We start from the raw sequence: 24009 nt of genomic DNA, 5'->3' as shown, positions 1-24009 counted from the left end.
CTTACTTTTCCCCTTTCCGAATAAAGATTGCCCCTAAAACTCCAGCTGCAAGAGCAAGCGCAATAATCCCCATAGAAAAACTCCAACTATTAAAAGGATTTCCTTCAAAAATCGGGGTTGAAACGCGGTGCGCCGGAGTATTAATTCCATTTTTAGTATCGATTTTTCCTGGAATTTTGGCAGTAATATACTTCTTTTCTTTTGATTTTACTTCAACAGTAACTTGCTTTGATGACTCTTTTTTTTCATCATCATTAATTGTTTTAGTGACATATGTTTGCGGTGTTTTAACTATACTTGTTTCACTAGCAGTATCTGCTGTCGTTTTTGGATGTTCTTTGTTTTCACGTGAAACATCTTTTTTATTTTGTTTTTCTCCAACAATCGTTGATACGGTAGCCCCTTGTTTTTTAGGACTATCTGCAAAAACGGTTGTTGATAAACTTAACATTAGCGTTAATGTTAAGCCCAATTTTGCTAAGAAAAATAATTTGTTTTTCACCATCAACTTTTCTCCTTCGACGGTTTTTGTCTACTTATTCTAGTTCAATTTTAACTTTTTTCCCTAGCTTTCTCAATTGTTACCTTTTAAATTTATTAGTTATTTGAAGCGATTAGTTCCATTTTTCCATCTAATGTCCATGAATCAACTTGATTTGGCAAAATAAAATGCATCCCTTTTTTCAATGCATATTTTTTTCCATCTACAATTAGACTTCCGTTTCCATCAATAACTGAAACTAAGGTATATGGTGCTTGTTTTTTAAAGGTAGCTTGGCTATTATTTAACTTCCAACGGTATACACTAAAATACTTAGTTTCTACAAAGGTTGTAACTTCACATCCATCATGCATTGCTGTTTTTATTTTTAATTCAACATCTTGATGCGGAACATTAATCACATCAATTGATTCTTTAATGTGTAACTCTCTTTTCTTATGCGTTGTTTGATCGATGCGATCAAAATCATACAAACGATAAGTGGTATCACTACTTTGTTGTGTTTCCAATACCATAATTCCCTTACCTATTGCATGCACAGTTCCACTTGGAACATAAAGAAAGTCACCTTTTTTAACTGGAACTTTTCGTAATAATTTATCCCATTGCTTATTATCAATTAAACTTCGTAATTCTTCTTTTGTTTTGGCATTATGACCATAATACATCTCAGCTCCTGCATCAGCTTGTAAAACATACCAGCATTCTGTTTTCCCTAATTCATGCGCATATTTTTTAGCATAAACATCATCCGGATGAACTTGCACCGATAAATCTTCTTTAGCATCAAGGATCTTTGTTAATAAAGGAAACACATCCCCTGCTTGGTTCCCGAAATATTCACGATGGTTGTCCCATAACCAAGTTAAAGTCTTCCCTTCATATACTCCGTTTATAATCGTTGCTGGACCATTTTGATGCGCAGAAATTGCCCAACATTCACCTGTATGATCACTTGGAATGTCATACCCATATTCTTCTTTTAATTTAGTTCCACCCCAAATTTTTTCGTGAAATTGAGGTTTTAAAAATAATGGTTCACCCATAAAAATCAACTCTTTTCGTATATTTCAACAATGTAACCGCTATTATTATACCATATATTTTCCTATTTAATTCCAAATAAAAAGTACAAGCAAACTAGTACTTGTACTTTTATCTTTAATTTTATTTTTCAAGGCGGTAACTAAGGCTCACATTAAAAATTAGGGTAACAATTAAAAAAATTCCCAATATTTCTTGATTCATTGCGCCAAACTTCGAAACGAAACTTAACACTAAAAACGAACCGAACCATGTTTGAAAAAATTGTATCCCGATAATAATAGCTAATATGATCAATCCAATCACCACTATCCGTTTATTTTTAGAACTAATGGATTGCATTAAAGATCTAAATAATAAAGCTAAGGAAATTATCCATGCCCACCATAATCCGCGCATAGCTACTTCGCCTAAATGTTCAGACAAGTAATAAATAACATTACTTGGAACAATTAGCAATTTCATCAAGCCATGATTTGGGGATCCATTAATTGCTTGGTTCAATACTTCTTCATATGCGCTGATAAAAAATAGGAAGTAAACTAAAGTAAACACTAACGCTTTTACTTTAGCGCGCCAATATATAAGTTTATCTTCTGATTTTTTATTTCCTAATAATGCTAGGTAAATTAAGATTAATACAAGAAAAGTTGCTAAAGGGAAGCTTGGGAGAAATCCTGCAGCTAACGAAGCAAATTTATCTGGACTTTTACTTACAACAAGCAAAAAAATTATTAACTTAAATAATAGTAATCCTCCAAGGATTTTCACTGTAAAATCATAGTATTCATAAATTAATTCATTTTTTATCTTCTTTTCCATTCCTATCTCCCCCTATCTTTTTTCTTATTGTATCACAAAAAAGACCAAGGATTTTTCCTTAGTCTTCAATCTTACTTATTCAGCATTTTTTACACTAGCTTCAATTTCTTTAACTAATGCTTCATCGCTTAATCCTGTAGTTTCTTTAATTACATCTGTTAAAGCTTCATCTTTTAACATCTTTTGTAATTTTTGACTTTCTTCATCTGCTGGTTCATCAAAGTGGTAAATCTTACCTACAGTTTCCATTAAAGTTGTATAACTTAAGTTACGTTCCTTCAATTCACGAATTGGACAGATGAAACGTTCATCATAACCTAATTTACGGATTGGAGTCCGACCAACACGCGCAATATCATCTGAGATATATGGATTTTCAAAACGACTTACAATCTTCTTGTGATAATCAACTAATTCTTGTTCTTCAAAGTCCCACTTAGACAATAGTAATGAACGAATTTCAGCTAATGTTTTTTCAAGTTGTGAAATTACTTTTTCATCTTTCACGGCTTCACCGATTGTATTGTATCCTAATGCTTTACCAGTATAAGCTACTGTAGCGTGACCAGTATTAACTGAGAATAACTTACGTTCAATATATGGTTGTAAATCACTTGCATAGTGGACTGTTTCTAATTTTAAAGATGGGTTCTTCATTTGACTTTCATCAACAACCCATTCTTTGAATTCTTCAACTGAGACTAATAATGGATCATCATGCTTTTGAAGAGGAACAATTCTATCTACTGCCGCATTTGGAAAACCAATATATTCATCAGCAAATTCCTTCGTTTCTTCATCTAAGTGACTATAAACTTCTTCTTTAAGATGTTGTGAGCCACCAATCATGTTTTCACATGCAATGACATCTAACTTTTCTTTATTGCTTGCATCTTTTCTGGCCTTAATTCCATCCGCAATTAATGGTGCAATAAATTTTAAAATCTTAGGTCCAATAGCAGTTGTAACTAGGTTCGTATCTTTAATGGCATCAACAACTTTTTTAGGATCTTTACCATTATTAATCCCATCAACATTTTCTACATGAATTTTCTTTTGTCCTGGTGCTGCTAATTCAATATCATATTCATGGCGTTCATTTAAAGCATCGATAATCGTTTCATTTACATCAACAAAATCAATGCTAAAACCATTTGCGGCTAATGTTTCTCCAATAAATCCTCTACCAATGTTACCTGCTCCAAAATGTACTGCTCTCATTATTTTCCAACTTCTTTCAATAGATTTATTACTTCATTTGGTGTTTGTGCATCTGCTAATTTAGCGACATTTGATACATCACTACAGAAGAGTGCAATTTGTGATAATAATTGTAGGTGTTCGTTATTTAACCCTGCGATTCCAAAAACAACCGTTACTAATTGTTCGGTATCGTCATCATCAGCGCTAAAATCAACTCCCATTGGAATTTGAACAACTGAAATCCCGGTCTTTTTAATGAACTTCTTGCCTTCATCTGTCCCATGAGGAATTGCAATGAAGTTGCCCATATAAGTTGAGACATCGTTATTTCTTGCAATCATGGATTCGATATATTCAGGTCCCACGCAACCATTGTCAACTAAAAGTTGTCCGGCCATTCGAATAGCTTGTTCTTTTGTTGCCACGTCTTGGTTTAACTTAATCATATTTGCTTGTAGTTCCATTTATCTCATCCCCTTATTTAAGTTTTGATACAACTTCTTGTAACTTTTCATCCTTCAATAAATCTTTAACCACAACAACTTGAATGTTTGAGTAACGCACTGCTAAGTTCTTAGCGGCTGCTGGCGTCACAATTACTAAGTTTTCTTTGTTATCATCAAAGTCGCTAATCTTAACTGCTTTAACTGGAGTTGTCTTATTTGCTTTATTCATTAATTCTTTAAATAAGCTTGTTGCCATTGTAGCTGTTCCCATGTGTTGATCATGGCGGATAAAGTTAACTGTCTTTACTTCTGCAAAATCTACATGATCGATATTTGGTGTTTGTGCTTTTGGAGTTGCTTTAGTTACAGCTGCATTACCTGTTACTTGAGTTACAGCTTTTAAGTTAGCAACAATTTCATCATATTTAGGACTGCTCAAGAAGTTATCTACCGCAACGTGCATTGCGTTTGGTGTTCTTTGAGCAGCACGTTCAGCTAATTCAGCTTGAGTAACCACTAATAATCCTTGTTCATCTTGTAATCTATTAACCGCAGTATTTGTAACTGATAAGTCTTTAAATCCTGCTTTTCTTACTTTGTCACGTAATAAAGAAGCACCCATCGCTGATGATCCCATTCCAGCGTCACAAGCAAAGATAATCTTTTTAACACTTGCGTATGATTCAACTGAATTTTCAGCTGCTTGTGATGTTGGCATTTCTTTACTTAGTGTTTGACCTTTTGATTCAGCTTTCATTGCTTGCATTTGAGCTTGTTTTGCTTCAAGATCTGAATCATCTGGTGTTGATTTATCAGCCTTTAAAATTACTGAAGCAATTAAGAAAGATACAATGCAAGCTACTACTACCCCAGCAATAACTCCAAAATATGCTCCTTTTGCTGTCATCAATAAAATTGCAATGATTGAACCAGGTGAAGCTGCTGCTTTAAGACCGGCACCAAAAATTTGGAATGTAAATGTTCCTGAAACCCCACCAGCAATTGCTGCTAAAATCAATGATGGCTTCATCAAAATGTATGGGAAGTAGATTTCATGAATCCCACCAAAGAATTGAATAATTGCAGCACCTGGAGCTGAGCCTTTAGCACTACCTTTACCAAATAACATGAAGGCTAAAAGAATTCCTAAACCAGGACCAGGATTTGATTCAAGTAAGAATAACACTGACTTTCCTGTTTGAGCTGTTTGTTGAATTCCTAAAGGAACCAAAATTCCGTTTCCGATCGCATTATTTAAGAATAATACTTTAGCTGGTTCAATGAAGATGTTAGCTAATGGCAACATATGAATTGAGATGATAAAATCAACACCCTTACTCATCAAGTTGCTACCACCAACAACTAATGGATTAACAATGTATGTTCCTAAAATGGCTAACAACATCCCTAAAATCCCACTAGAGAAGTTGTTATAAATCATTTCAAAACCTGATTTAATTTTTTCTTGGAATAATTGATCGAATTTCTTAATAGCATATCCACCAAGAGGACCCATAATCATTGCGCCTAAAAACATTGGAATCTTCGCCCCAACGATTACCCCCATTGTTGAAATCGCCCCAACAACAGCGCCTCGTTCATCGTAAACCATTCGTCCACCAACATAACCAATTAATAATGGCAATAAGTAGTGAAGCATAGGGTCGATTAATTTAGCGATTTGCGCATTTGGAAACCATCCTTGCGCCATAAAAATCGCTGTAATTAAACCCCAAGCAATTATCGCTGCAATATTTGGCATAACCATACTTGAAAGTGCTGTTCCTAATTTTTGAACACGCGCTTTTAGTGATGTTTTCTTTTGTGTATCTTGCATGATTGCTCCTCCTTTAAAGTATTTCTTAATCTTTTCTACATTTTAATGATAACGCTTACAAAATATCGTAGCAATCATTTCCAAATTGAACTTTGGCACTTTAGTGAGTGTCAGAATTATTAATTTGGATTTTAAACACAAAAAAAGAAGCTAGAAAATCTAGCTTCTTTTACGATTTTAATTATTCTACTGTAACACTCTTAGCTAAGTTACGTGGCTTATCAACATCGTATCCTCGTTGTAATGAGGCATAGTATGCTAATAATTGAGTTGGCACAATTGATAATAATGGTGATAATAATGGATTTACATCTGGTAATACCACTTGGTCACCTTCTTGGGCTACGCCACGGCTTGAAATAATCATGACATTTGCACCACGTGCTAATACTTCTTGAGTATTTGAACGTGTGTGTGTTGCTGTCTTAGGATTTGTAATTACAGCAATTACCGGAGTTCCTTCTTCAATTAAAGCGATTGTACCGTGCTTTAATTCACCTGAAGCAAAACCTTCAGTTTGAATGTATGATACTTCTTTTAACTTCAAGGCAGCTTCTTGAGCAACTGCATAATCAATTCCACGACCTAAGTAAAATGCATTACGAGTTGTTTCTAACATTTCCTTAGCAACTTTTTCTACAGTTCCTTTTTCATCAACTAATTCTTGCATTCCGTTAGCAACCTTAGTCAATTCAGCAGCTAAATCAAATTCTTTAACTGCTTGTAATCCTTTAGCTTCGCCGTATGCCTTAACTAAAATAGCTAAGACAGCAATTTGAGCTGTATATGCCTTAGTTGAAGCAACCGCAATTTCTGGACCAGCGTGAAGTAATAATGTGTATGTTGCTTCACGATCTAATGTTGATGCCTTAACGTTTGTAATTGTTAAACTTGGATAACCTTGAGCATTAACTTGTGTAAGTACTTGACGACTATCTGCAGTTTCTCCACTTTGAGTTAAGAAAATAAAGAATGGTTTTTCTGATAACAATGGTGGATTGTAAGCAAATTCTGAAGCAACGTGAACTTCAGTTGGAATCTTAGCTAATTTTTCAAATAATTCTTTACCTACTAAACCAGCATGGTAACTTGTACCAGCTGCAACCACATATAAGCGATCTGCTTGTGATAATGCATTTAATAAATCAGCATCAATCTTAATTGAACCATCTTCATTGAAGTATTCTTGAACTAATGTACGCATTACACCAGGTTGTTCGTCGATTTCTTTAAGCATGTAGTATGGGTATGCACCTTTTTGTGCAGCTGAAGCATCTGTATCAACATGGAATGGTTCACGTGAAACTTCTGTCCCATCCATTTTTTGAATCTTAACTGAATCAGGCTTAACGATTACGATTTCACCGTCAACTAATTCGATAAAGTCATGAGTTTGGTTTAACATTGCTATTGCATCTGAACATACAACGTTAAAGCCATCAGCAACCCCGATTAATAATGGACTCTTATTCTTAGCTACATATAATGTATCAGCATCATTTTTATCCATTAATAAGAATGAATATGATGATGTTTCATCAACTAAACCGATAACTTTCTTGAAAGCATCTAGTGTTGATAAACCTTCATCGGAAAATTTACCAATAAGTTGGACAATAACTTCTGTATCAGTTGAACTTACTAACTTTACATCTGATAAGTATTCTTCTTTTAATTGAGCAAAGTTACCAATAACCCCATTGTGAACTAAGAAGAAACGACCATTAGCTGATACGTGAGGGTGGGCGTTTACTTTACTTGGAACCCCGTGAGTTGCCCAACGAGTATGACCAATCCCTGTTGATCCTTTAACGTCTGCGCTAACTTCAGCACGTAAATCAGCAATACGACCTTTTTCTTTAACTAAAAAGTCGTTACCTGCTTGATCATTTACATAAATCCCTGCTGAATCATAACCCCGATATTCTAATTGTTGTAAACCATCTAACAAAATATTTGTTGCGTCACTATTTCCTGTAACACCTACGATACCACACATGTGCATCTACCTCTCAAATCTTAAATTTTTTCATTTTCTAAATTGGTATAGACCTTAACAAGAAATTTTCTAATACGAAAACCCTTATAAATTAAGGTACATTCAAAATATACTCTATTAAAAACAACTTGTCAACTAGGCCAATTTTCAAATTGGTATACCTACTTTTATTTCTTGTAAAAATCTCTTTGAAATAACATCTTGAATTTGTTGTTTGCTACCTTTTTCAAATAAAGATAAGCTTTGATCACTCATAATAATCATACTACTAATTAACCCCATTACTTTTTGTTCTACTTCAGATAAATTTTTAGGCCCTAGCATAACTAATATCCGTGTGACTTCAATTTCATTTTGATCCATTGCTTTGAGTCTAATGGGGCAAGACAAATCAATCACCGTAAAATAACATCGTTTAATTTCTTGGCTACTTGTATGTAATAGCGCTATTGAACTATCTGGAATTCCAATCGGTGCTAAGGATATTCTCCGTTTTAAATTTTGAGCGACTTCAGTCCGATTGCGAATAATTGATGTCGTTACCATCAAGACAATTTCATCGACAACTTCATCAATCAAAGTTGTTTTATTATTTAATCGCTTAACTTCAATTCCATTTACTAAATCTGAACAAAATAGCGAACTAATCGCGATTTCATTTAATCCTTGAATTGGATCATGATTAATAATTTTCTCAACATTTTCCTTTGAAACTGCAATATTTTCTTGCATTTTTCTTTGCGATTTTTCTAAATAATCTTTAATACGTCCTAATTCTTCATCTAATAATAGTGGACTTACAATTTGATACTTTCTAGGAAATCCGGGTAACTTAATTGTCGAAAGCACCATATCATATTGACTTAAATCAAGTTTTCTTACCTCTGACACGTTGCTGACTTTAATATTACTAATATTAGGAATTTCTTTTTGAATACGACTAGCTAGAATTGAAGATGTCCCAATTCCGTTTTCACAAATAATCAAGAAACTAACTTTAACTTGGTAACGCCGATTCTTTAATTCGTTAGCGAAATATAGAAGTAATAGTTGTAATTCCGAGATTGGTAAAGTATTGGTTGGAAAATTATCTTGCCATGATTGAGAGATGCTAGCAAATAATTTAGGATACTGTTCACTTACTCGCGTTAATGTTTCAATTGGTGAATTAGGTAATTGGTTAACTTTCTTTTTGATTATTCCTCCAATATGTTTGGTTACCTTTTGGAAAAAAACCGGATTTCTTTGAAAATCCCATCTAATATCATTAGAAACTTGTTGAATAAACTGCTTAATCTTAATTGATAACAGTAATTCTTGATCATCATCATAAAAAACAGGCGAAGCTTCTTGGTCACAACTTTCAACATACTTAGCTAAAAATAAGACTTCTTGGCGCAAGACTTGTAATGGATACTTCTTTTCATAATTTGTCAAAAATTCATAGACTAAACCTTGATATTTTAAAGTTTTATCATCAATCTTGGCATCAGCTTTTATAACCTGTCCTTGTTGCATACGCATCAAACAAATCGCAAACATTAAAATTAGCTGCATTAATTGATGATCTGAGGCTAAGCTAATTTCTTGTAAAATACTTTTTTTTAAATCAATCTTAATTTCTTGAAGTAATTCACGTTCAATTAAGTTCAAAAAGTATTCTTGTTCATACTGGTTATTTTCAATGTAATTAAAGAAACGATATTCATTAATTTCATTTAACAAAATGCCACATAAAACTTGTCTTCTTGTGATTTCTGTTCCTTTAACATAAACCCCCACGCCGCGTTTTTTTATGAGCGTAATTCCATATTCACTAATTGCTTTTCCAACATCACGTAAATCATTTTGAATCGTTGCTTCACTAACATGCAATTCTAAGGCTAATGCAATAATTTTTTGTGGTTCATCATTAAATAAAAGTTTAATTGCTAAAGCATTTTGACGCTTTGAAACTGACATTTCATTGCGGGGATTATCTTCGCCAAGGTCATCTTTTAATTCATTGAGATCTTCTGTTTGTCCTTGAATTTGGTACTTTCCTTCGATGGTTACAATCGCTAACCCGCGCTTTTGAAGTGGTTTTTTTAATTCTTTAAATTCACGATAAATTGTCCGGCGACTAACTTTAATCCGTTCTTCAATCTGTTTAATTCCAATTCCTCCTTGCGCTTTTTGAAGGAGAATTAAAAGATTTTTTTGACGTTCAGTTAAAATCAACATATAACCACCTACTTTTTTACTATTTACTAAAATGAGTATATCACTCAAATGTTTACGCTTACAATAAACAGTAATTAAAAAGACAAGATATTTTCTCTTGTCTTTTCAAATTATTCTTCTATATAATCATCAACAATCAAGGCTTCGATTTGTAAGATTTCATTATACAAACCCACCTTCGATTATCATTCCCATTGCTATACTAATATAATTAACTGAAATTTTACTGAAAATTTGTTCTAAAGTAATACTAAGCGCTACACTTAAAGCCATTAACAAAACTATTATTAATAATTGCATCTTCTTTCTCACTTTCTTAGATAATTTTCATCAATTTTATTTTATTAAAATACTATCTATAAGTCTAGAATCATGCTCTTACTTTAAATAGTATTTGAACTCATTCTTTAAAAAGATTAAAATATCATTAATATGATTCTCATTTATTAAGGAGATTTTCTCATGAAAGTAATTAAATTTGGTGGAAGCTCACTTTCTGATGGGGCTTCCTTCACAAATGCAATTAACATTATTACATCAGATCCTGAGCGTCGTGTGGTGGTAACTTCAGCACCAGGTAAACGTTATTCAGATGATATTAAAGTTACTGATTTACTTATTAAATATGCTGAAATGACAATGGCTAAAAAAGATACTACCGAAATTGTAACTATCATCTTTAATCGTTATAAAGAAATTGGTAATTTCTTTGGGATTGCTGATGAAGAACTTTTTGTAATTCGTGATATCTTAATCGACTTAGCTAATACAGATTATCCAAACAACGATTATCTTATGGCTGCATTTAAAGCCCATGGCGAACGCTTGAATGCGCGTTTAATGGCAAAAATTTTACAAGCTAAAGGCTTTAACGCTCGCTTCGTTGACCCATTGGAAGTTGGTCTTTATGTTACTGGAACTCCCAATAATGCTTCGGTTGTCCCTGCTGCTTATCGCGCATTACGTCGCTTTGAATTCAGCGATGATGAAATTATTATCTTTCCTGGTTTCTTTGGGGTTACTTTAACTAAAAATATCGCGACTTTCGCCCGTGGTGGCTCTGACATTACTGGAGCTATTTTAGCGCGTGCGTTTAGAGCCGATATATATGAAAACTTCACTGATGTCGATGCGATTTACTCAGCTAACCCTGCTTTAGTTGATAATCCATACGCTATCAAGAAGATGACCTACCGTGAAATGCGTGAATTATCATACGCTGGTTTTTCTGTTTTCCATGACGAAGCTTTAATTCCAGCAATCGGTGGGAACATTCCAATTAACGTTCGCAACACTAATAATCCAGATGCACCTGGTACTTTGATTGTTCCAGAAAATGGTTTTGAACCAGAAACAACTCTAACTGGGATTGCCAGCAGTAAAAACTTTGGTGCCCTTTACCTCCATAAGTATCTTTTAAATAAAGAAACTGGGGTTACGTTTAGAATTCTTGAAATCCTAAATGACTTAGGAATTTCATACGAACACATGCCATCTGGAATTGATGACATTACAATTATTTTCGATAAGCAATTCTTAACCGAAGAAATTGTCGATGAACTTTGTACGCGTATTCAAAAAGAAATCGAACCCGATCGTCTAGAATGGATTAGAAACTACGCAATCATCATGATGGTTGGTGAAGGTTTAGCTAAACGTGTTGGAATTATCGCCCCAGCCTTACAATCACTTTATGATAAAGGAATTGATATCCAAATGGTCAACCAAGGAGCTTCCCGAATTTCATTCATGTTAGGAACTAAACGTGAGGATGTAGATGCCGCTGTTAAAGCAATCTACGACCGTTTCTTTAATCAAGAAATTTAAAATCTACTAATGCATAACAAAAGGGACTGGAATTTTTCCAGTCCCTTTTTTAGTTTACGTCAGCTTGTTTAGAATTGATTCTTCAATAATTCTCTAATTTCTTCTAGGCGTGGTTGACGTGGGTTAGCAGTTGTACATTGATCTTGGTATACACGTTCAACCATCTTATCTAATGCCCCATCAAATTGTTCTTTAGTTACGCCATTAGCTGAAAGTTTTGGTGTTACTTCTAAGGCTGTCATCAAATCATTAATCTTCTTGCATAATGCATCAACTAATTCTTCATCTGTGCTACCTTTCAAACCAAGGTTTCTAGCAATATCTGCATAATCTTTTTGTGCACGGTAAACTTCGTAACGTGGGAATGGTGTTCTCTTAACCGCACCTGATACACCATTAAACTTAATTACTTCTTGCATTGCAATTGAAATTGCCAAACCGTGTGGTAATCCAAATTCCCCACCTGTCTTGTGAGCAATTGAGTGGTTAATTCCTAAGAATGCATTAGCAAATGACATTCCGGCTAAGGTTGCAGCATAGTGCATATTTTCTCTTGCTTGTTCACCACGTAAAGTTGGATTCTTTGGATCGAACTTGTATGATTCTTCTAAGTTTTCAAAGACTAAACGAATTGCTTCCATCGCCCATGGACGTGTAAAGTTTGAAGCCATAACTGAAACATATGATTCTAAGGCATGTGATAAACTATCTAATCCTGAAAGAGCTACCGTTCTCTTTGGAACCGTCATTACAAATTCAGGATCTACAATGGCTACTTGCGGTGTCAATTCATAATCAGTTAATGGGTACTTAACGTGAGTCTTATCATCTGTAATAACAGCATATGGTGTTACTTCTGAACCTGTACCTGAAGTTGTTGGAATCGCAAATAATTTAGTTTGCGTTGCATGGTGGAACTTCACAATCCGCTTTCTGATATCAACGAATTTTTGTTGTAATCTAGTAAAGAGTTCGCTAACTTTTTCATAACTATCTAAGAAGCCTGCTTCTTGGTCTAATGAATATTCATAGATGTAACGAGCAATCTTAGATGCATCTAATGCTGAACCCCCACCAATTGCAATGACTGTATCTGGTTGGAATTGTGCCATTTGCTTGGCGATTTCAATTGTTTGACCTAAAGTTGGATCGGGTCTTACAGTTCCATAAATTGCAGTTTCAACTTTTTCATCACGAACAGCTAATTGGTCATACACTTTGTCAACAAAACCAAATTTAACCATTCCTGGATCCGCTACAATAAAGGCACGCTTAATGTCTTCGGTATCATCTTGAAGATATGTGATGGCATTTTTTTCATAGTAAATCTTTTCTGGAAGGCGTACCCATTGAGGACGGTTACGTCTTTTAGCAACAGTCTTAATATTTAATAAATCTGAAGTTGATAAGTTATGTGACAATGAATTCTTCCCCCATGAACCTGTTCCAAGAGTTAAGCTTGCACGTAAAGCATCTGTGTACAAATCACCGATACCCCCGATTGAGTCAGGTTGGTTAACGAGGATACGTGCAGCTTTTGTACGTTCACCAAATTCTTTTACAAATGGATCTGCTTGAGAACCAATTTGAATTGCAGCATTGTGACCTGCACCTTGGTAATCCAATAACTTGCCTACAATTTCAATGGCATTTTCGCGATCCTTTGCTTTATAAACTGATAATAATGGAGATAATTTTTCAGATGAAAGTTTTTCACCGATATTTTTTTCATCTAATTCAAATAACATAACGTCTTTATCTTCAGGTAAATCAACTCCTGCTTGTTGGGCAATCCAACGAGCTGACTTCCCTGCGACTGGGCCATTTACCCCATGACGGTCGTTGAAAACAAAATCTTCAAGTTTCTTATAATCTTTCTTAGGTACGAGATATGCCCCTTTAGCTTGCATTTTTTCAAGCCATTCATCATAAACTGGAGCTTCAACAACCGCTGAATTTTCAGTCGCACAAATCATCCCGTTATCAAAACGCTTTGAAAGAAGTAAATCTTCAACGGCACGATCTAAATGAGCTGTGTGATCAATAAAGATAGCCCCATTACCAGCACCTACACCCATTGATGGATTTCCTGAAGTTAAGGCTGCATGAACCATTCCAGGACCACCAGTAGCTAAAATTGATGCGATATCTGGATTTTGAATTAAAGCAGTTGTATTTTCCAAACTTGGCTTTTCAATCCATTGAATAATGTTTTCTGGAGCACCAGCTTTAACCGCTGCTTCATAGACAATTTTAGCAGCATGAACTGAACAGTTTTGTGCTTGTGGGTGGAATGCAAAGACAAGCGCATTTCTTGTCTTTAATGCAAGTAATGATTTAAACATCGCTGTTGAAGTTGGATTAGTTGTAGGAACAATTCCAGCAAGAACTCCAAGTGGAGCAGCAATCTTAACTTCACCTTTCACCTTATCTTCTTCGATAACACCAACAGTCTTATCGTTTTTGATAGTGTTGTAAATATTTTCAGTTGCAAAACGATTCTTAGTATCTTTATCTTCAACAACACCACGTTTAGTTTCTGCAACTGCTTCTTTGGCTAAGGTCATTGCAGCTTCTGAACCAGCTAAAGCTGCTTGTGCAACGATCTTGTCAACTTGTTCTTGGCTGAAAGTTGAAAATTCTCTTTCTGCTTCCAACGCCTTTTGAACTAAGCCGCTTGTATACTTCTTAGCAGCTTCCATTTTTTCGTTAACATCTTTTTGATCTTTACTCATAAGTCAATCCTCCCTGAGGCCAATTTCATTGTGAATTAATTCACATTTTTTACACCACTAATATAGCACTATAATTTTATAATTACAATATATTTAGTGATTTTTTTCACATAATTTAAAAATATTTGCTTCAAACCGTTCTAAACGCAACATTTAAAGACACAAAAAAAACTGGAGAAATAATTTCTCCAGTTTTAATTTCTATTCTTCTTCTAATACTTGAACATTTACTTTTCCTTGAACACGTTTAAATGCGTATACTCCAAGGCCTAAGGCTAAACCAACTAATGCCGGTACTAACCATGATAATCCCATGCTTGCAAATGGTAAGTAGTGTAATCTAAAGGCTGCAACTGCTTTACCAAAAGCACTTTGGCTTACAACAGCTGGGAAAGCTACTACCATATCAAAGAATGCAGGTACTACTGTGAATAATACTACGCCAAAGTAAACTGCGCTATCTTTGTGGAAGAGTGGTGAAAATACTGATAATAAGATCAATACCATTGATAATGGATATAAGAACATTAACATTGGAGTTGACCAAGCGATGATTTGTTGCAATCCGAAATTAGCTGTTAAAAATGATGCTAAACATGAAAATGCTAACCATGTGTGGTAACTAACTTTTGGAAAATGTTCGTGGAAATCTTGTGCAAATGCGGCAACTAAACCAACTGCTGTTGTTAAACATGTAAGTGTTAATAATGTTGCAAGTAATGCTTGACCAAATACACCAGCGTAAGCATTAACTAATTGTGAAAAGGCAACACCACCATCAGCAGAAACTTTGAATTTACCTAATGACATTGCACCTACAACGATTAGTAGTAAATAGATTAATGCAACAGCTGCCATTGAAAGTACCCCTGCTTTAGCAGTTACTTTAGCAACACTACTTTCTTTCTTTTGTCCCATTGAACGAACAGCACTAACAACTGTAACCCCAAAAGCTAAACCAGCTAAGGCATCCATTGTGTTATACCCTTCTAAAAATCCATTCGTAAATGCACCGTGAAGATATTCTTTAGTTGAAGCTACTTCAGCAGGATTTCCTAATGGGTTTAAAAATGCAACGACAAATACTAAGAATAATAAGACTAAGAAAACAGGGTTTAATAATTTACCTAAATTTGAAACGATTTTATTTTCCTTGTATGAAAGCAAAAATGCTAACAAGAAGAATACAGCTGAAAATCCAAATAATGCTAAATGTTGGAACTTTTCAGGAAGAAGTGGTGCAAATCCAACTGCAAATGAAACTGTCGCAGTTCTTGGTGTTCCAAATAATGGCCCGATAGTTGCATGGATAAGTACCATGAATGCGAGCGCAAAGCCAGATCCAAGTGGTAACCCTACATCATATACCCCTTTTGATCGTGTCACTGCAATTGCGAGCACTGAAAGCAATGGAAGTAATACCCCGGTTACTAAAAAACCAAGTGATGCTGGTAACCAGTTATGACCAGCTAATTGACCTAAGTGTAGCGGGAAAATCAAGTTCCCAGCCCCAAAGAATAGGGCAAACAGCATTGAACTGACGACAAAATAATCTTTTTTAGTTAATTTTCTTTCTTGCATAATTATAGTCCTCTTTAATTCTCAAAATTTTATTAAAAGATCACAATCGTTTTTCTTTTCTAGAACAAGAAAAACAAAAAGCGCCCTTAAGTCGACTGCTCGACTCAAGGACGCTTTAAGCGTGGTACCACCCTGTTTTCATAAATGTATCGCTACATTTACCTTTCACGTACGGCCTACGTCTAGGCGATACGCTAACACGATAATGGGTGTACCCAATGTACTTTACTTTCAAAAATGATTTCAGTACAACACTTGGAAGTGATTTTCATCTAACCATCATCTTACTCCCTTCCACCAACCGGAGCTCGCTGAAAGACTGCTTAGACTACTCTTCTTCCTCATTGCGTTCTTTTATATTAAATATCTATGATTTGTATATTAAATCAATTATGAGAAACTGTCAACACTTTTTAATCTTTTTTTAATTTTTCTTATTTTTATCTCAAAATATCAATCAAATTCTTATTAGCTGCTTGCTTAGCGGGTAAGATTCCAAAGATAATCCCAATAAGCGTAGACACTCCGAATGCGAGTACAAAAGCATTCATCGAGATATGCGCCTTAATATGAACGCCGTTACCAACTTGTGAGGAAAGTAATGGCGCAATTAAATGCGCTAAGCCAGCTCCACTAATAAATCCAATTAATCCACCAATTACCGTTAAGCTAACTGCTTCTAATAAAAATTGGGTCATAATATTTTGGGGAGTAGCTCCGACTGCAAGGCGAATTCCGATTTCTTGGGTTCTTTCAGAAACAGAAATATACATCATATTCATAACCCCAATTCCGGCGATAAATAGCGAAATTCCCGCAACAAATGAAATTAACGCTGTAATGATATTGATAACCGTTGAAAATTGTTTAAGGGCTTTTTCGGTATCATAGTATTGATAAACCCCTTGATTTTTAGCCGTTCCATTCTTTTTAAGGTACTTTTCAATCTTTTTGGATACCTTACTTGGATTAGCGTTCGTTAAAATTTTCATATTAATTACATCACCAGTTTTCTTACTTTCGGCAGTGTAATATCCTTTTTTCGGAACTAAAATATCAGCACTATACTTATTTACATCCCCTAAATTCGTATACATTCCATGATTTTTATATACTCCAACAACAGTATATGTTTTATCTTCGATATTAACCGTTGTCCCTAAAGCATTTTGAATCGTACCGTAATTTTTCTTAGCGATGCTTTCTTTGATCAAAGCAACTTTATTTGCCGCATCTAATTGGCTTTGTGAGAGATTCTTTCCCGCAATTACTTTCATCTCGGAAGTTGCCTTCTTGAGTAAAGTCACACTATAAGTTCCATCATTCAACCCTACAGACCCATGAGTTGTAATATTATGACTAACATGATAAATTTTAATTTTTCTAACTTCGGGGAATTTTTGTTGAATATTTGTCAAATCATCGGCGGTAAATCCATGCGTGGCCGAACTAATATCATCAGGGGTATAATCAATTTCCGTTGTTTGCGTCTTTTTAGTCGCATTGTTCCCTAGATTCTTCCGCATTGTTTGACTAACACCATCACCAATCCCAAGAATCGTGATAACTGCCGCAATCCCAATCGCAATCCCTAAAATGGTAAGAAAACTCCGCTTTTTATTCGTACTAATTGCTTGGAAGGCACTTTTTATTAATTCTGATACTAACATTAGATATCCCTCCTTGTATCGTTAACAACACGACCATCGATAATTTCAATGACACGTTGACATTCTTTAGCAATTCTTGGATCATGAGTAACCATAATTATGGTTGTCCCGTTTTCCTTGTTTAAGCGTTTAAATAAATCCATAATTTCTTGACTGGTCTTTGTATCCAAGGCCCCGGTAGGTTCATCAGCGATTAAGAACTTGGGATTTGTCGCAATTGCCCGTGCAATTGAAACTCGTTGTTGTTGTCCCCCAGACATGTTTTTTGGCAGTTGCTTTTCATATCCGGATAACCCTACCATTTCAAGAAGTTCACTAATTCGTTGCTTGACTTCACTTCGGCTTTTTCCCGCATAAAGCAAAGGTAATGCAACATTTTCTGCAACCGAAAGCTCCCGTAATAACTTAAAATTTTGAAATACAAATCCTACATTTTGGTTTCGTAACTTAGAGTATTGCTTACGACTTAAATTGTGAATTTCTAAATCTTTAAATTGATATTCTCCTTCAAATTCACTATCTAAAAAACCGATAATATTAATCAGTGTTGACTTTCCTGACCCGGATTCACCAATGATTGCGACTAATTCGCCGTCTTCAATCTTAAAACTAATATCATGTAATACATGCGTTAAGTTCGTTCCTGAACGGTAACTCTTATTGATTTTGTTCACTTCAATTAACTTAGTCAATACGATCACCACTCTTTAGATGCTTATCTGGATTAATAACCACTTTTTGACCTTCATTTAAGCCACTTTGAATGACGAATTGCCCATTATTAGCGTAGCCTTCAACCTTTTGTTTATGGGCTTTACCATGTTTTACAAGGTAAACCGTCTTATTTTTAACAGCCGTTGAAGGAATCACCACTCCATCTTGTTGCACCTTGATTTTAACCGTTTGCCCATTCATGAAATTATCCATATTAACATCAGCTGTCATCTTATACTTGGTGTTGTTCTTACTGTTCTTTTCTGTCATTGGGTATTGCGCTAATGATTTAACCGTCGTCGTATCCTCTTTATGGGTCGCTAAAGCTTCGACCTTAATTTCTTTACCGACTGGAACTTTAGCGTAATCATATTCTGAAATTCCTGTTGTAACTTGTAAATCATTGGAATATACAGTAATCACAGGATGATCTTGCTTTGAGTCATCAATATCAACAACCCCTGCAAATGGCGCTGTTACCGTCTTATACTCATTTGATTCATCGCCTTTATTATAAACACTTACAAGAGCTTGTCCTGGGTAAACATACTCACCTGACGTTACCGAAATCCATTGTACTTTTCCTTCAGGAATATCAAGAACTTGCATTCTTTGGGCTTGGATTGAACCCGTGGTTGAAAATGAGCTCATATGACTAACTTTTTTAATTGTATAATTTGGTTTATTATCTTTTTGATCATTTTTATTATTTACTACTCTTAAAGCTCCAAATAAAACAACGATCCCAACCGCTGTATAGATAACTTTTTTCTTGGTTAATTTAGGAAATTTCATTTTATTTTCCCCCTATATATAAATGTTAATTAATTATAACATTTTAAAAATTCTTTTAATATATTCATAATTAAACGTCCATTTTTCTTTAATTATCGTTATATTTTTACTATTAAAACCCATTTTAGTATTTCTAATTTAAATTGTTATTATTTTTTATTCTATAATTCATACTAAATATTATCTTCATGAAAGGGGGACATTTATATGTCATACGTAGGAAAACGTGTTTTGAAATTTGCTCTACGAACAGCCGCTGAATACGCTGGTTGGGAATTAGGCAGAAGATGGTAAAGGAGAGTAATATGTTATCTGTTGTAAAATTATTAGGAAAAGGATTCATTGAAGGTAGCGTCGCTTATCTTTTTGATAGAGCTACCCGTCGTTAAAAAATTAAAAGGAGGAAAAGAATGTTTTCATCATTTGTAAGAGGATACGTTGCAAGAAAAGCTTATAATTTTTATAAACGTACTTTTAAATAATTTATAACAAAAATAGAGAGATTAGAAAAAAGTCTTGAAATTAAAAACCCTTAAGAAATTACGTTTTTTAAACGTTGATTCCTTAAGGGTTTTATTATTACTTTTTTCCAGTCTCCTCTTCTTTTATTTTAATCATTATTATATTAATTTCTAGCTTCCATATATAGCATTAACATGATTACTACTTGTACAATTACTGCAAATATATATTTAATGCTGAAAACGTCTATGTCGATTTTATTAGTAATGCTTAATAATATTATTACAATGTTAAAACTCAATAATTCACCTGAATATTTTTTCACTTTTTCTTTATTAATAAATTTTATTTTTTTCAAATTACTTTCCCTTTTCTTTCTATATTTTAAAAATTATTATTTTCACTTATCTTTCCATGTTCCATAAAAATAACGTTACTCTCATTACTTATCATTTCTAATTTATGAGTTATCGCTACCACTATTTTTTACATCTAAGTTAGATGTAGCTTCATCAACTAAAAGTATATCCTTCTCTGCTAAAATAAGACTTGTCTTATCAATTTTTACATATTTATGTAAAATATTTAATTTGTTGAACATTGCATACATCCCTTCTGTAGAAAAAGTATAAAAAAAGAAGGTTTCAAAAACACCTCCTTCTCTAGCTTAAACTTTTCAACTCGCGTAATTTTCGTGTTGATACAGGACATCCAATTTCTTCATCCACATCAAAATATATTATTTTCTTCTGATAATCAATTTTTTTATAATTCTCCTTGTTTATCAGATAACTTTTATGTGATCTAAAAAAGTATTTATGATCTATTTCAATTTGATTCAACGTTCCCCTTATATCAACAACTCTATCTTTACAATGCATTGTTACAATATTAGGTTTCCCTGGAATTGTTTCAAAATAATAAATATCACTAAATTTCAATTTATAATATCGATTTCTTTTTTTATATGTAAAAAAATCAACGCTTTTCTTCCGGCTCAATATTTTTAAGCAATATTCCAAATCTTCTCGTAAACGCCTATTTACTTTATCATAATCGATATTTTTCACAATAAAATCGATTGGTGAAATTCTTCGTTCTATTGCCATCATGGATAATTGATCATGTGATGTTAAAAAAATTATTGGTTCAAATGGATAGTCTTTTCTAATTTCCTTTGCTAGATGAAAACCTGCAAACCTATCTTCATTTATTTCAATATCTAATATAAATAAAAAATCATGTTCCTTAGAGTTAACATTAACATATTTTAATATTTCATCTTTCGAATCAGTTGCCAAAACTACTTCGGCTTCATATCCTGATAGTAGTATAAGATGTCGTAAAAAATTCTCGTACTCTTCACGTTGTTTCTTATTATCTTCAAATAGAATTACTTTTAACATCCTAAAACTCTCCTACCTCTAAAGTTACTTCGACAAAGTTTTTTTCTTTTATGACAGTTAGTCCAACTTGTTGGTTATTTTTTATTAACTCCCTAACAATCGCAAGCCCATGCCCTCTTTTATTAGATTTTGAAGAAATACCATCAATCAACCAACTATTAACACTTGTCTCCGAATTTTCAGATTCTTGAATTGTATTTTTTATTATAATATCGTATCCTTCGCTTCCATACGAATCTATTAGAAAACTAACTTTTTTCTTCCTAGCTAAACTAGCTCCTTCAAAAGCATTATCAATAAGTATAGATACTATTCTAATTAGATCAATCTCATCAATCTGTAAATCAATAATTTCTTTAGGAATATCACAAATAAATTCAATGTTCATACTTTTAGCTTTATGTTGTTTGGCGATAATTACATTTTTCAATGCTTCACTTTTTAAATTATTAATCGTCATAGACCCCTGGATACTTAACTTTTCAAGTTTTTCTTCCGAATATTCAACAATTTTCGAATAATAACTTTTCAATTCATCATTATCAGTATCTTTTATATAAGAACTTAAAGTAATTAAGATATTTTTATAATCATGTTTAAAATGTTCTATTTGTTTATTTTGTTCTGAAATTACAGATATGTATCTTTCAAAATCTTTATTTTGTTTTTCTTGCATCACTAAAATCATTTTATTACGGACATAATTATATTCAATAAAAAGAAAATAAATAATTAAAAATACACCAATAAAAATGACAAAGATTAACTCTTTTTGATATTTAAGTATATTTCCGGAAATATTCATATATACTTGAATAATTGTAAGTACAGTAAAAAAGCTACAAATTATTCTATTACGTATACTTATAAAATAATCAGTCTTGATAATTACATACCCATCCACTTTTTTATAAATATATATGTATCCAAACGTAAATAAAATTACTACACTTGTACTAAATATCATTTTCAATATTACTGAAGAAATTCCAATTAAATCAGCCATTAAAACTGACAAATTCCCTATCATAGTTAACACTATAATCGTTAACAATAATTCTGGCATTTTATACTCATTAATCTTAATTTTCTGATGTAAAAGCTTTAATCCATACCCATAAAGTCCATACAAAGTTAATTCAAATATATCCTGTGTTAATAATGCAATTACCGTCAAAATAATTGCATCAATTATAGTAGTTACGAACCTAATTGGCGATAATTTTTTTGTGATTATATTAGTTGAAATTCCCACTGGAATAAACGTAATAATGCTATAAATTATAAATAAAATTTCTTCTATTTTCATCTTTTCTTCCCGTAACGCTTGCTAATCGTCAATCCAAATCTAAGTACTGGGATAAACACTTTCCTCACCTCCTAATTATTTTATCTTACAGTCAGCAGTTTACACAAACACATTATAAATTTCACGAAGTATTTTTAAACGTTGTTTTTTTGATTGTAAACGTAAAAATGCGACTCAAGTATGACTCAAGTCGCATTATTTATATTATATTCTTCAAAAATCCGTATATTCCTCCGACTAATAGGAGAAATACCAACGCTAATGGAATAAAGATATGCGTTAGTAACCAACAAAATACCACTATACAAAAAATCCAGTAAAGCATTTTTCCGAAAATCTTCAAAAGAAAAATCGCAAGTAATACACTTATTATTAAGGCAATCATTTACCTCACCTCTTCGTTACCATTATACTATCTTTTTATTTTTATAATCCTAAAATTTTCATTAAATCGTCGTTCTTTTTATACGCTACAACAGCTCGTTGAAGTCGCTTTAACATTTCTTCTATATTATCTACTGAAGTTGCTAAATTAAGCAAGATAAAGTTATCTGTATTTTCTAAATATTCATTTCCAGCTCCAACAATAACTCCGGTTTCTTTCATCGCAAAATCTTTAAATTCAGTACCTGAAATCCCTAATGTTGATATGTCTACCCACATTATAATTGTATTTTTCGTTGGAAGTGGACGTAAATCTGGTACATTATGATCAAGATAGCGGCGGACAAATTCACGATTATCAGCAACATATTGGCTAATTTCTTTTGAAAAAGAATTTCGTTTTCGAAAATTTTCGCTGCGGCTTCTTCATTTTCAAAAACATCCCCAACATCTAAAGTAATATAGATTTGTCCCACTTTTTCTAGTCTTATCACATTTTCTGTTATTTCATCTTCAAAATCAACTTGAATCTTATCACTTCCATCTAAAATAACAGTTTTCCCAAGTGCCATAATCCCTTTAACCTCCGCATTGGAGAAGAATTTACCAACTGGCAACAATGGATTTTTTAACCAAATATATCGCTTAGATTCACCTTGATTTTTTATCACTTCTAAATCAAGTTCATACTCCATTTTTTCAGAATTATAATTTAAGTTATCTCCTGTAATTACTAAACTTGCTTGCTTCAATTCTTCAACTTTTTTAGTATCAATAATTTTTATATTTTCTTTTAATGCTGTGCTAATATCGGCTTTTGTAACTGAAATTAGTGATGCTGGATTTTTCAAATCTGATATTAATGTATTTACAGGGAGTTGATTCTCTTTTACATTCCATTTTTTTGGATTTTTATTATTTATCTCATTAAAATTAAACATTATTTTTCCTCTTTTCCAAATTCTCTTTTATTATAACATTGTTATTATTTTGCAATCGTACTCAGATACGATATACTTTGCTTATTAATATTACAAAGGAAAACCATAT

General features: G+C 33.2%; 19 protein-coding genes and 1 other annotated feature. Of the genes, 1 reads left to right on the top strand and 18 read right to left on the bottom strand.

Translation table 11 applies throughout. The features are described 5' to 3' along the window. Window position 1: 1 nt before the first annotated feature. From JCM14209_RS03385 to JCM14209_RS03350, 8 genes are all read right to left on the bottom strand, one after another. Window positions 2-505: a hypothetical protein gene (locus JCM14209_RS03385; RefSeq protein ID WP_025022191.1), complete on the bottom strand. Its 504-nt coding sequence runs from the start codon at window positions 503-505 to the stop codon at window positions 2-4. Window positions 506-597: 92 nt separating this feature from the next. Next, window positions 598-1548, bottom strand: coding sequence for a mannose-6-phosphate isomerase, class I (manA, locus tag JCM14209_RS03380; protein ID WP_025022190.1), 951 nt, complete (start codon window positions 1546-1548; stop codon window positions 598-600). Window positions 1549-1669: 121 nt separating this feature from the next. Then, window positions 1670-2368, bottom strand: a complete 699-nt coding sequence (locus JCM14209_RS03375; RefSeq protein ID WP_025022189.1) for a hypothetical protein — start codon at window positions 2366-2368, stop codon at window positions 1670-1672. Window positions 2369-2443: 75 nt separating this feature from the next. Next, window positions 2444-3589: a mannitol-1-phosphate 5-dehydrogenase gene (locus tag JCM14209_RS03370; RefSeq protein WP_035519854.1), complete on the bottom strand. Its 1146-nt coding sequence runs from the start codon at window positions 3587-3589 to the stop codon at window positions 2444-2446. Continuing rightward, window positions 3589-4035 (bottom strand): PTS mannitol transporter subunit IIA, encoded by a 447-nt coding sequence (locus JCM14209_RS03365; RefSeq protein ID WP_025022187.1) that lies wholly within the window; start codon window positions 4033-4035, stop codon window positions 3589-3591. The genes JCM14209_RS03370 and JCM14209_RS03365 overlap by 1 nt, the downstream gene beginning before the upstream one ends. 13 nt (window positions 4036-4048) lie before the next feature. Next, window positions 4049-5854 carry a PTS mannitol transporter subunit IIBC gene (locus JCM14209_RS03360; RefSeq protein ID WP_025022186.1) on the bottom strand — a complete coding sequence of 602 codons (1806 nt, stop codon included), beginning with the start codon at window positions 5852-5854 and terminating at the stop codon, window positions 4049-4051. A 181-nt stretch (window positions 5855-6035) separates the two neighbouring features. Further along, a complete protein-coding gene (gene glmS / locus JCM14209_RS03355) occupies window positions 6036-7853 on the bottom strand; it encodes a glutamine--fructose-6-phosphate transaminase (isomerizing) (RefSeq protein ID WP_025022185.1) in 1818 nt (605 codons plus the stop codon). Window positions 7854-8000: 147 nt separating this feature from the next. Beyond that, on the bottom strand, window positions 8001-10076 hold the full coding sequence (locus JCM14209_RS03350; protein WP_035519851.1) for a BglG family transcription antiterminator: 2076 nt from the start codon (window positions 10074-10076) through the stop codon (window positions 8001-8003). A 462-nt stretch (window positions 10077-10538) separates the two neighbouring features. Between JCM14209_RS03350 and JCM14209_RS03340 the strand changes: the two genes are divergently transcribed. Beyond that, entirely contained in the window at window positions 10539-11903 is a 1365-nt protein-coding gene (locus JCM14209_RS03340; protein WP_025022183.1) for an aspartate kinase, read from the top strand. A gap of 68 nt (window positions 11904-11971) precedes the next feature. Here the strand turns inward: JCM14209_RS03340 and adhE are convergent, their stop codons facing one another. From adhE to JCM14209_RS03270, 10 genes are all read right to left on the bottom strand, one after another. Then, entirely contained in the window at window positions 11972-14638 is a 2667-nt protein-coding gene (adhE, locus tag JCM14209_RS03335; protein ID WP_025022182.1) for a bifunctional acetaldehyde-CoA/alcohol dehydrogenase, read from the bottom strand. Window positions 14639-14839: 201 nt separating this feature from the next. After that, on the bottom strand, window positions 14840-16219 hold the full coding sequence (gene brnQ / locus JCM14209_RS03330; RefSeq protein WP_025022181.1) for a branched-chain amino acid transport system II carrier protein: 1380 nt from the start codon (window positions 16217-16219) through the stop codon (window positions 14840-14842). Between the two features lie 103 nt (window positions 16220-16322). After that, window positions 16323-16573: a binding site (T-box leader), on the bottom strand. An 86-nt stretch (window positions 16574-16659) separates the two neighbouring features. Next, window positions 16660-17889, bottom strand: a complete 1230-nt coding sequence (locus JCM14209_RS03325) for an ABC transporter permease (RefSeq protein WP_025022180.1) — start codon at window positions 17887-17889, stop codon at window positions 16660-16662. Further along, entirely contained in the window at window positions 17889-18581 is a 693-nt protein-coding gene (locus JCM14209_RS03320; protein ID WP_025022179.1) for an ABC transporter ATP-binding protein, read from the bottom strand. Before JCM14209_RS03320 ends, JCM14209_RS03325 begins: the two co-directional genes overlap by 1 nt. Then, window positions 18574-19398, bottom strand: a complete 825-nt coding sequence (locus tag JCM14209_RS09665; protein WP_025022178.1) for an efflux RND transporter periplasmic adaptor subunit — start codon at window positions 19396-19398, stop codon at window positions 18574-18576. Before JCM14209_RS09665 ends, JCM14209_RS03320 begins: the two co-directional genes overlap by 8 nt. 922 nt (window positions 19399-20320) lie before the next feature. Continuing rightward, a complete protein-coding gene (locus JCM14209_RS09990; protein ID WP_155830664.1) occupies window positions 20321-20461 on the bottom strand; it encodes a hypothetical protein in 141 nt (46 codons plus the stop codon). Window positions 20462-20522: 61 nt separating this feature from the next. Then, on the bottom strand, window positions 20523-21266 hold the full coding sequence (locus tag JCM14209_RS03290; protein ID WP_025022176.1) for a LytR/AlgR family response regulator transcription factor: 744 nt from the start codon (window positions 21264-21266) through the stop codon (window positions 20523-20525). Window position 21267: 1 nt separating this feature from the next. Continuing rightward, window positions 21268-22575 carry a GHKL domain-containing protein gene (locus JCM14209_RS03285; RefSeq protein ID WP_025022175.1) on the bottom strand — a complete coding sequence of 436 codons (1308 nt, stop codon included), beginning with the start codon at window positions 22573-22575 and terminating at the stop codon, window positions 21268-21270. 426 nt (window positions 22576-23001) lie between these two features. Beyond that, complete coding sequence (locus JCM14209_RS03275; RefSeq protein ID WP_025022173.1) at window positions 23002-23238, bottom strand: hypothetical protein; 237 nt, start codon at window positions 23236-23238, stop codon at window positions 23002-23004. Beyond that, entirely contained in the window at window positions 23238-23900 is a 663-nt protein-coding gene (locus JCM14209_RS03270; protein WP_025022172.1) for a hypothetical protein, read from the bottom strand. The genes JCM14209_RS03275 and JCM14209_RS03270 overlap by 1 nt, the downstream gene beginning before the upstream one ends. Window positions 23901-24009: the final 109 nt, after the last annotated feature.

The organism is Ligilactobacillus hayakitensis DSM 18933 = JCM 14209 (genome assembly GCF_000615845.1).
In the GTDB taxonomy this organism is placed as follows: domain Bacteria; phylum Bacillota; class Bacilli; order Lactobacillales; family Lactobacillaceae; genus Ligilactobacillus; species Ligilactobacillus hayakitensis.
The sequence above is the reverse complement of the archived record's forward strand: the minus strand, read 5'-3'. Positions and strand labels throughout refer to the sequence as shown.

Excerpts from the sequence above, each read along its gene's own strand:
- JCM14209_RS03385 (WP_025022191.1), bottom strand. The coding sequence starts at position 505 with ATGGTGAAAAACAAATTATTTTTCTTAGCAAAATTGGGCTTAACATTA.
- manA (WP_025022190.1), bottom strand. The coding sequence starts at position 1,548 with ATGGGTGAACCATTATTTTTAAAACCTCAATTTCACGAAAAAATTTGG.
- JCM14209_RS03375 (WP_025022189.1), bottom strand. The coding sequence starts at position 2,368 with ATGGAAAAGAAGATAAAAAATGAATTAATTTATGAATACTATGATTTT.
- JCM14209_RS03370 (WP_035519854.1), bottom strand. The coding sequence starts at position 3,589 with ATGAGAGCAGTACATTTTGGAGCAGGTAACATTGGTAGAGGATTTATT.
- JCM14209_RS03365 (WP_025022187.1), bottom strand. The coding sequence starts at position 4,035 with ATGGAACTACAAGCAAATATGATTAAGTTAAACCAAGACGTGGCAACA.
- JCM14209_RS03360 (WP_025022186.1), bottom strand. The coding sequence starts at position 5,854 with ATGCAAGATACACAAAAGAAAACATCACTAAAAGCGCGTGTTCAAAAA.
- glmS (WP_025022185.1), bottom strand. The coding sequence starts at position 7,853 with ATGTGTGGTATCGTAGGTGTTACAGGAAATAGTGACGCAACAAATATT.
- JCM14209_RS03350 (WP_035519851.1), bottom strand. The coding sequence starts at position 10,076 with ATGTTGATTTTAACTGAACGTCAAAAAAATCTTTTAATTCTCCTTCAA.
- JCM14209_RS03340 (WP_025022183.1), top strand. The coding sequence starts at position 10,539 with ATGAAAGTAATTAAATTTGGTGGAAGCTCACTTTCTGATGGGGCTTCC.
- adhE (WP_025022182.1), bottom strand. The coding sequence starts at position 14,638 with ATGAGTAAAGATCAAAAAGATGTTAACGAAAAAATGGAAGCTGCTAAG.
- brnQ (WP_025022181.1), bottom strand. The coding sequence starts at position 16,219 with ATGCAAGAAAGAAAATTAACTAAAAAAGATTATTTTGTCGTCAGTTCA.
- JCM14209_RS03325 (WP_025022180.1), bottom strand. The coding sequence starts at position 17,889 with ATGTTAGTATCAGAATTAATAAAAAGTGCCTTCCAAGCAATTAGTACG.
- JCM14209_RS09665 (WP_025022178.1), bottom strand. The coding sequence starts at position 19,398 with ATGAAATTTCCTAAATTAACCAAGAAAAAAGTTATCTATACAGCGGTT.
- JCM14209_RS09990 (WP_155830664.1), bottom strand. The coding sequence starts at position 20,461 with ATGTTCAACAAATTAAATATTTTACATAAATATGTAAAAATTGATAAG.
- JCM14209_RS03290 (WP_025022176.1), bottom strand. The coding sequence starts at position 21,266 with ATGTTAAAAGTAATTCTATTTGAAGATAATAAGAAACAACGTGAAGAG.
- JCM14209_RS03285 (WP_025022175.1), bottom strand. The coding sequence starts at position 22,575 with ATGAAAATAGAAGAAATTTTATTTATAATTTATAGCATTATTACGTTT.
- JCM14209_RS03275 (WP_025022173.1), bottom strand. The coding sequence starts at position 23,238 with ATGTGGGTAGACATATCAACATTAGGGATTTCAGGTACTGAATTTAAA.
- JCM14209_RS03270 (WP_025022172.1), bottom strand. The coding sequence starts at position 23,900 with ATGTTTAATTTTAATGAGATAAATAATAAAAATCCAAAAAAATGGAAT.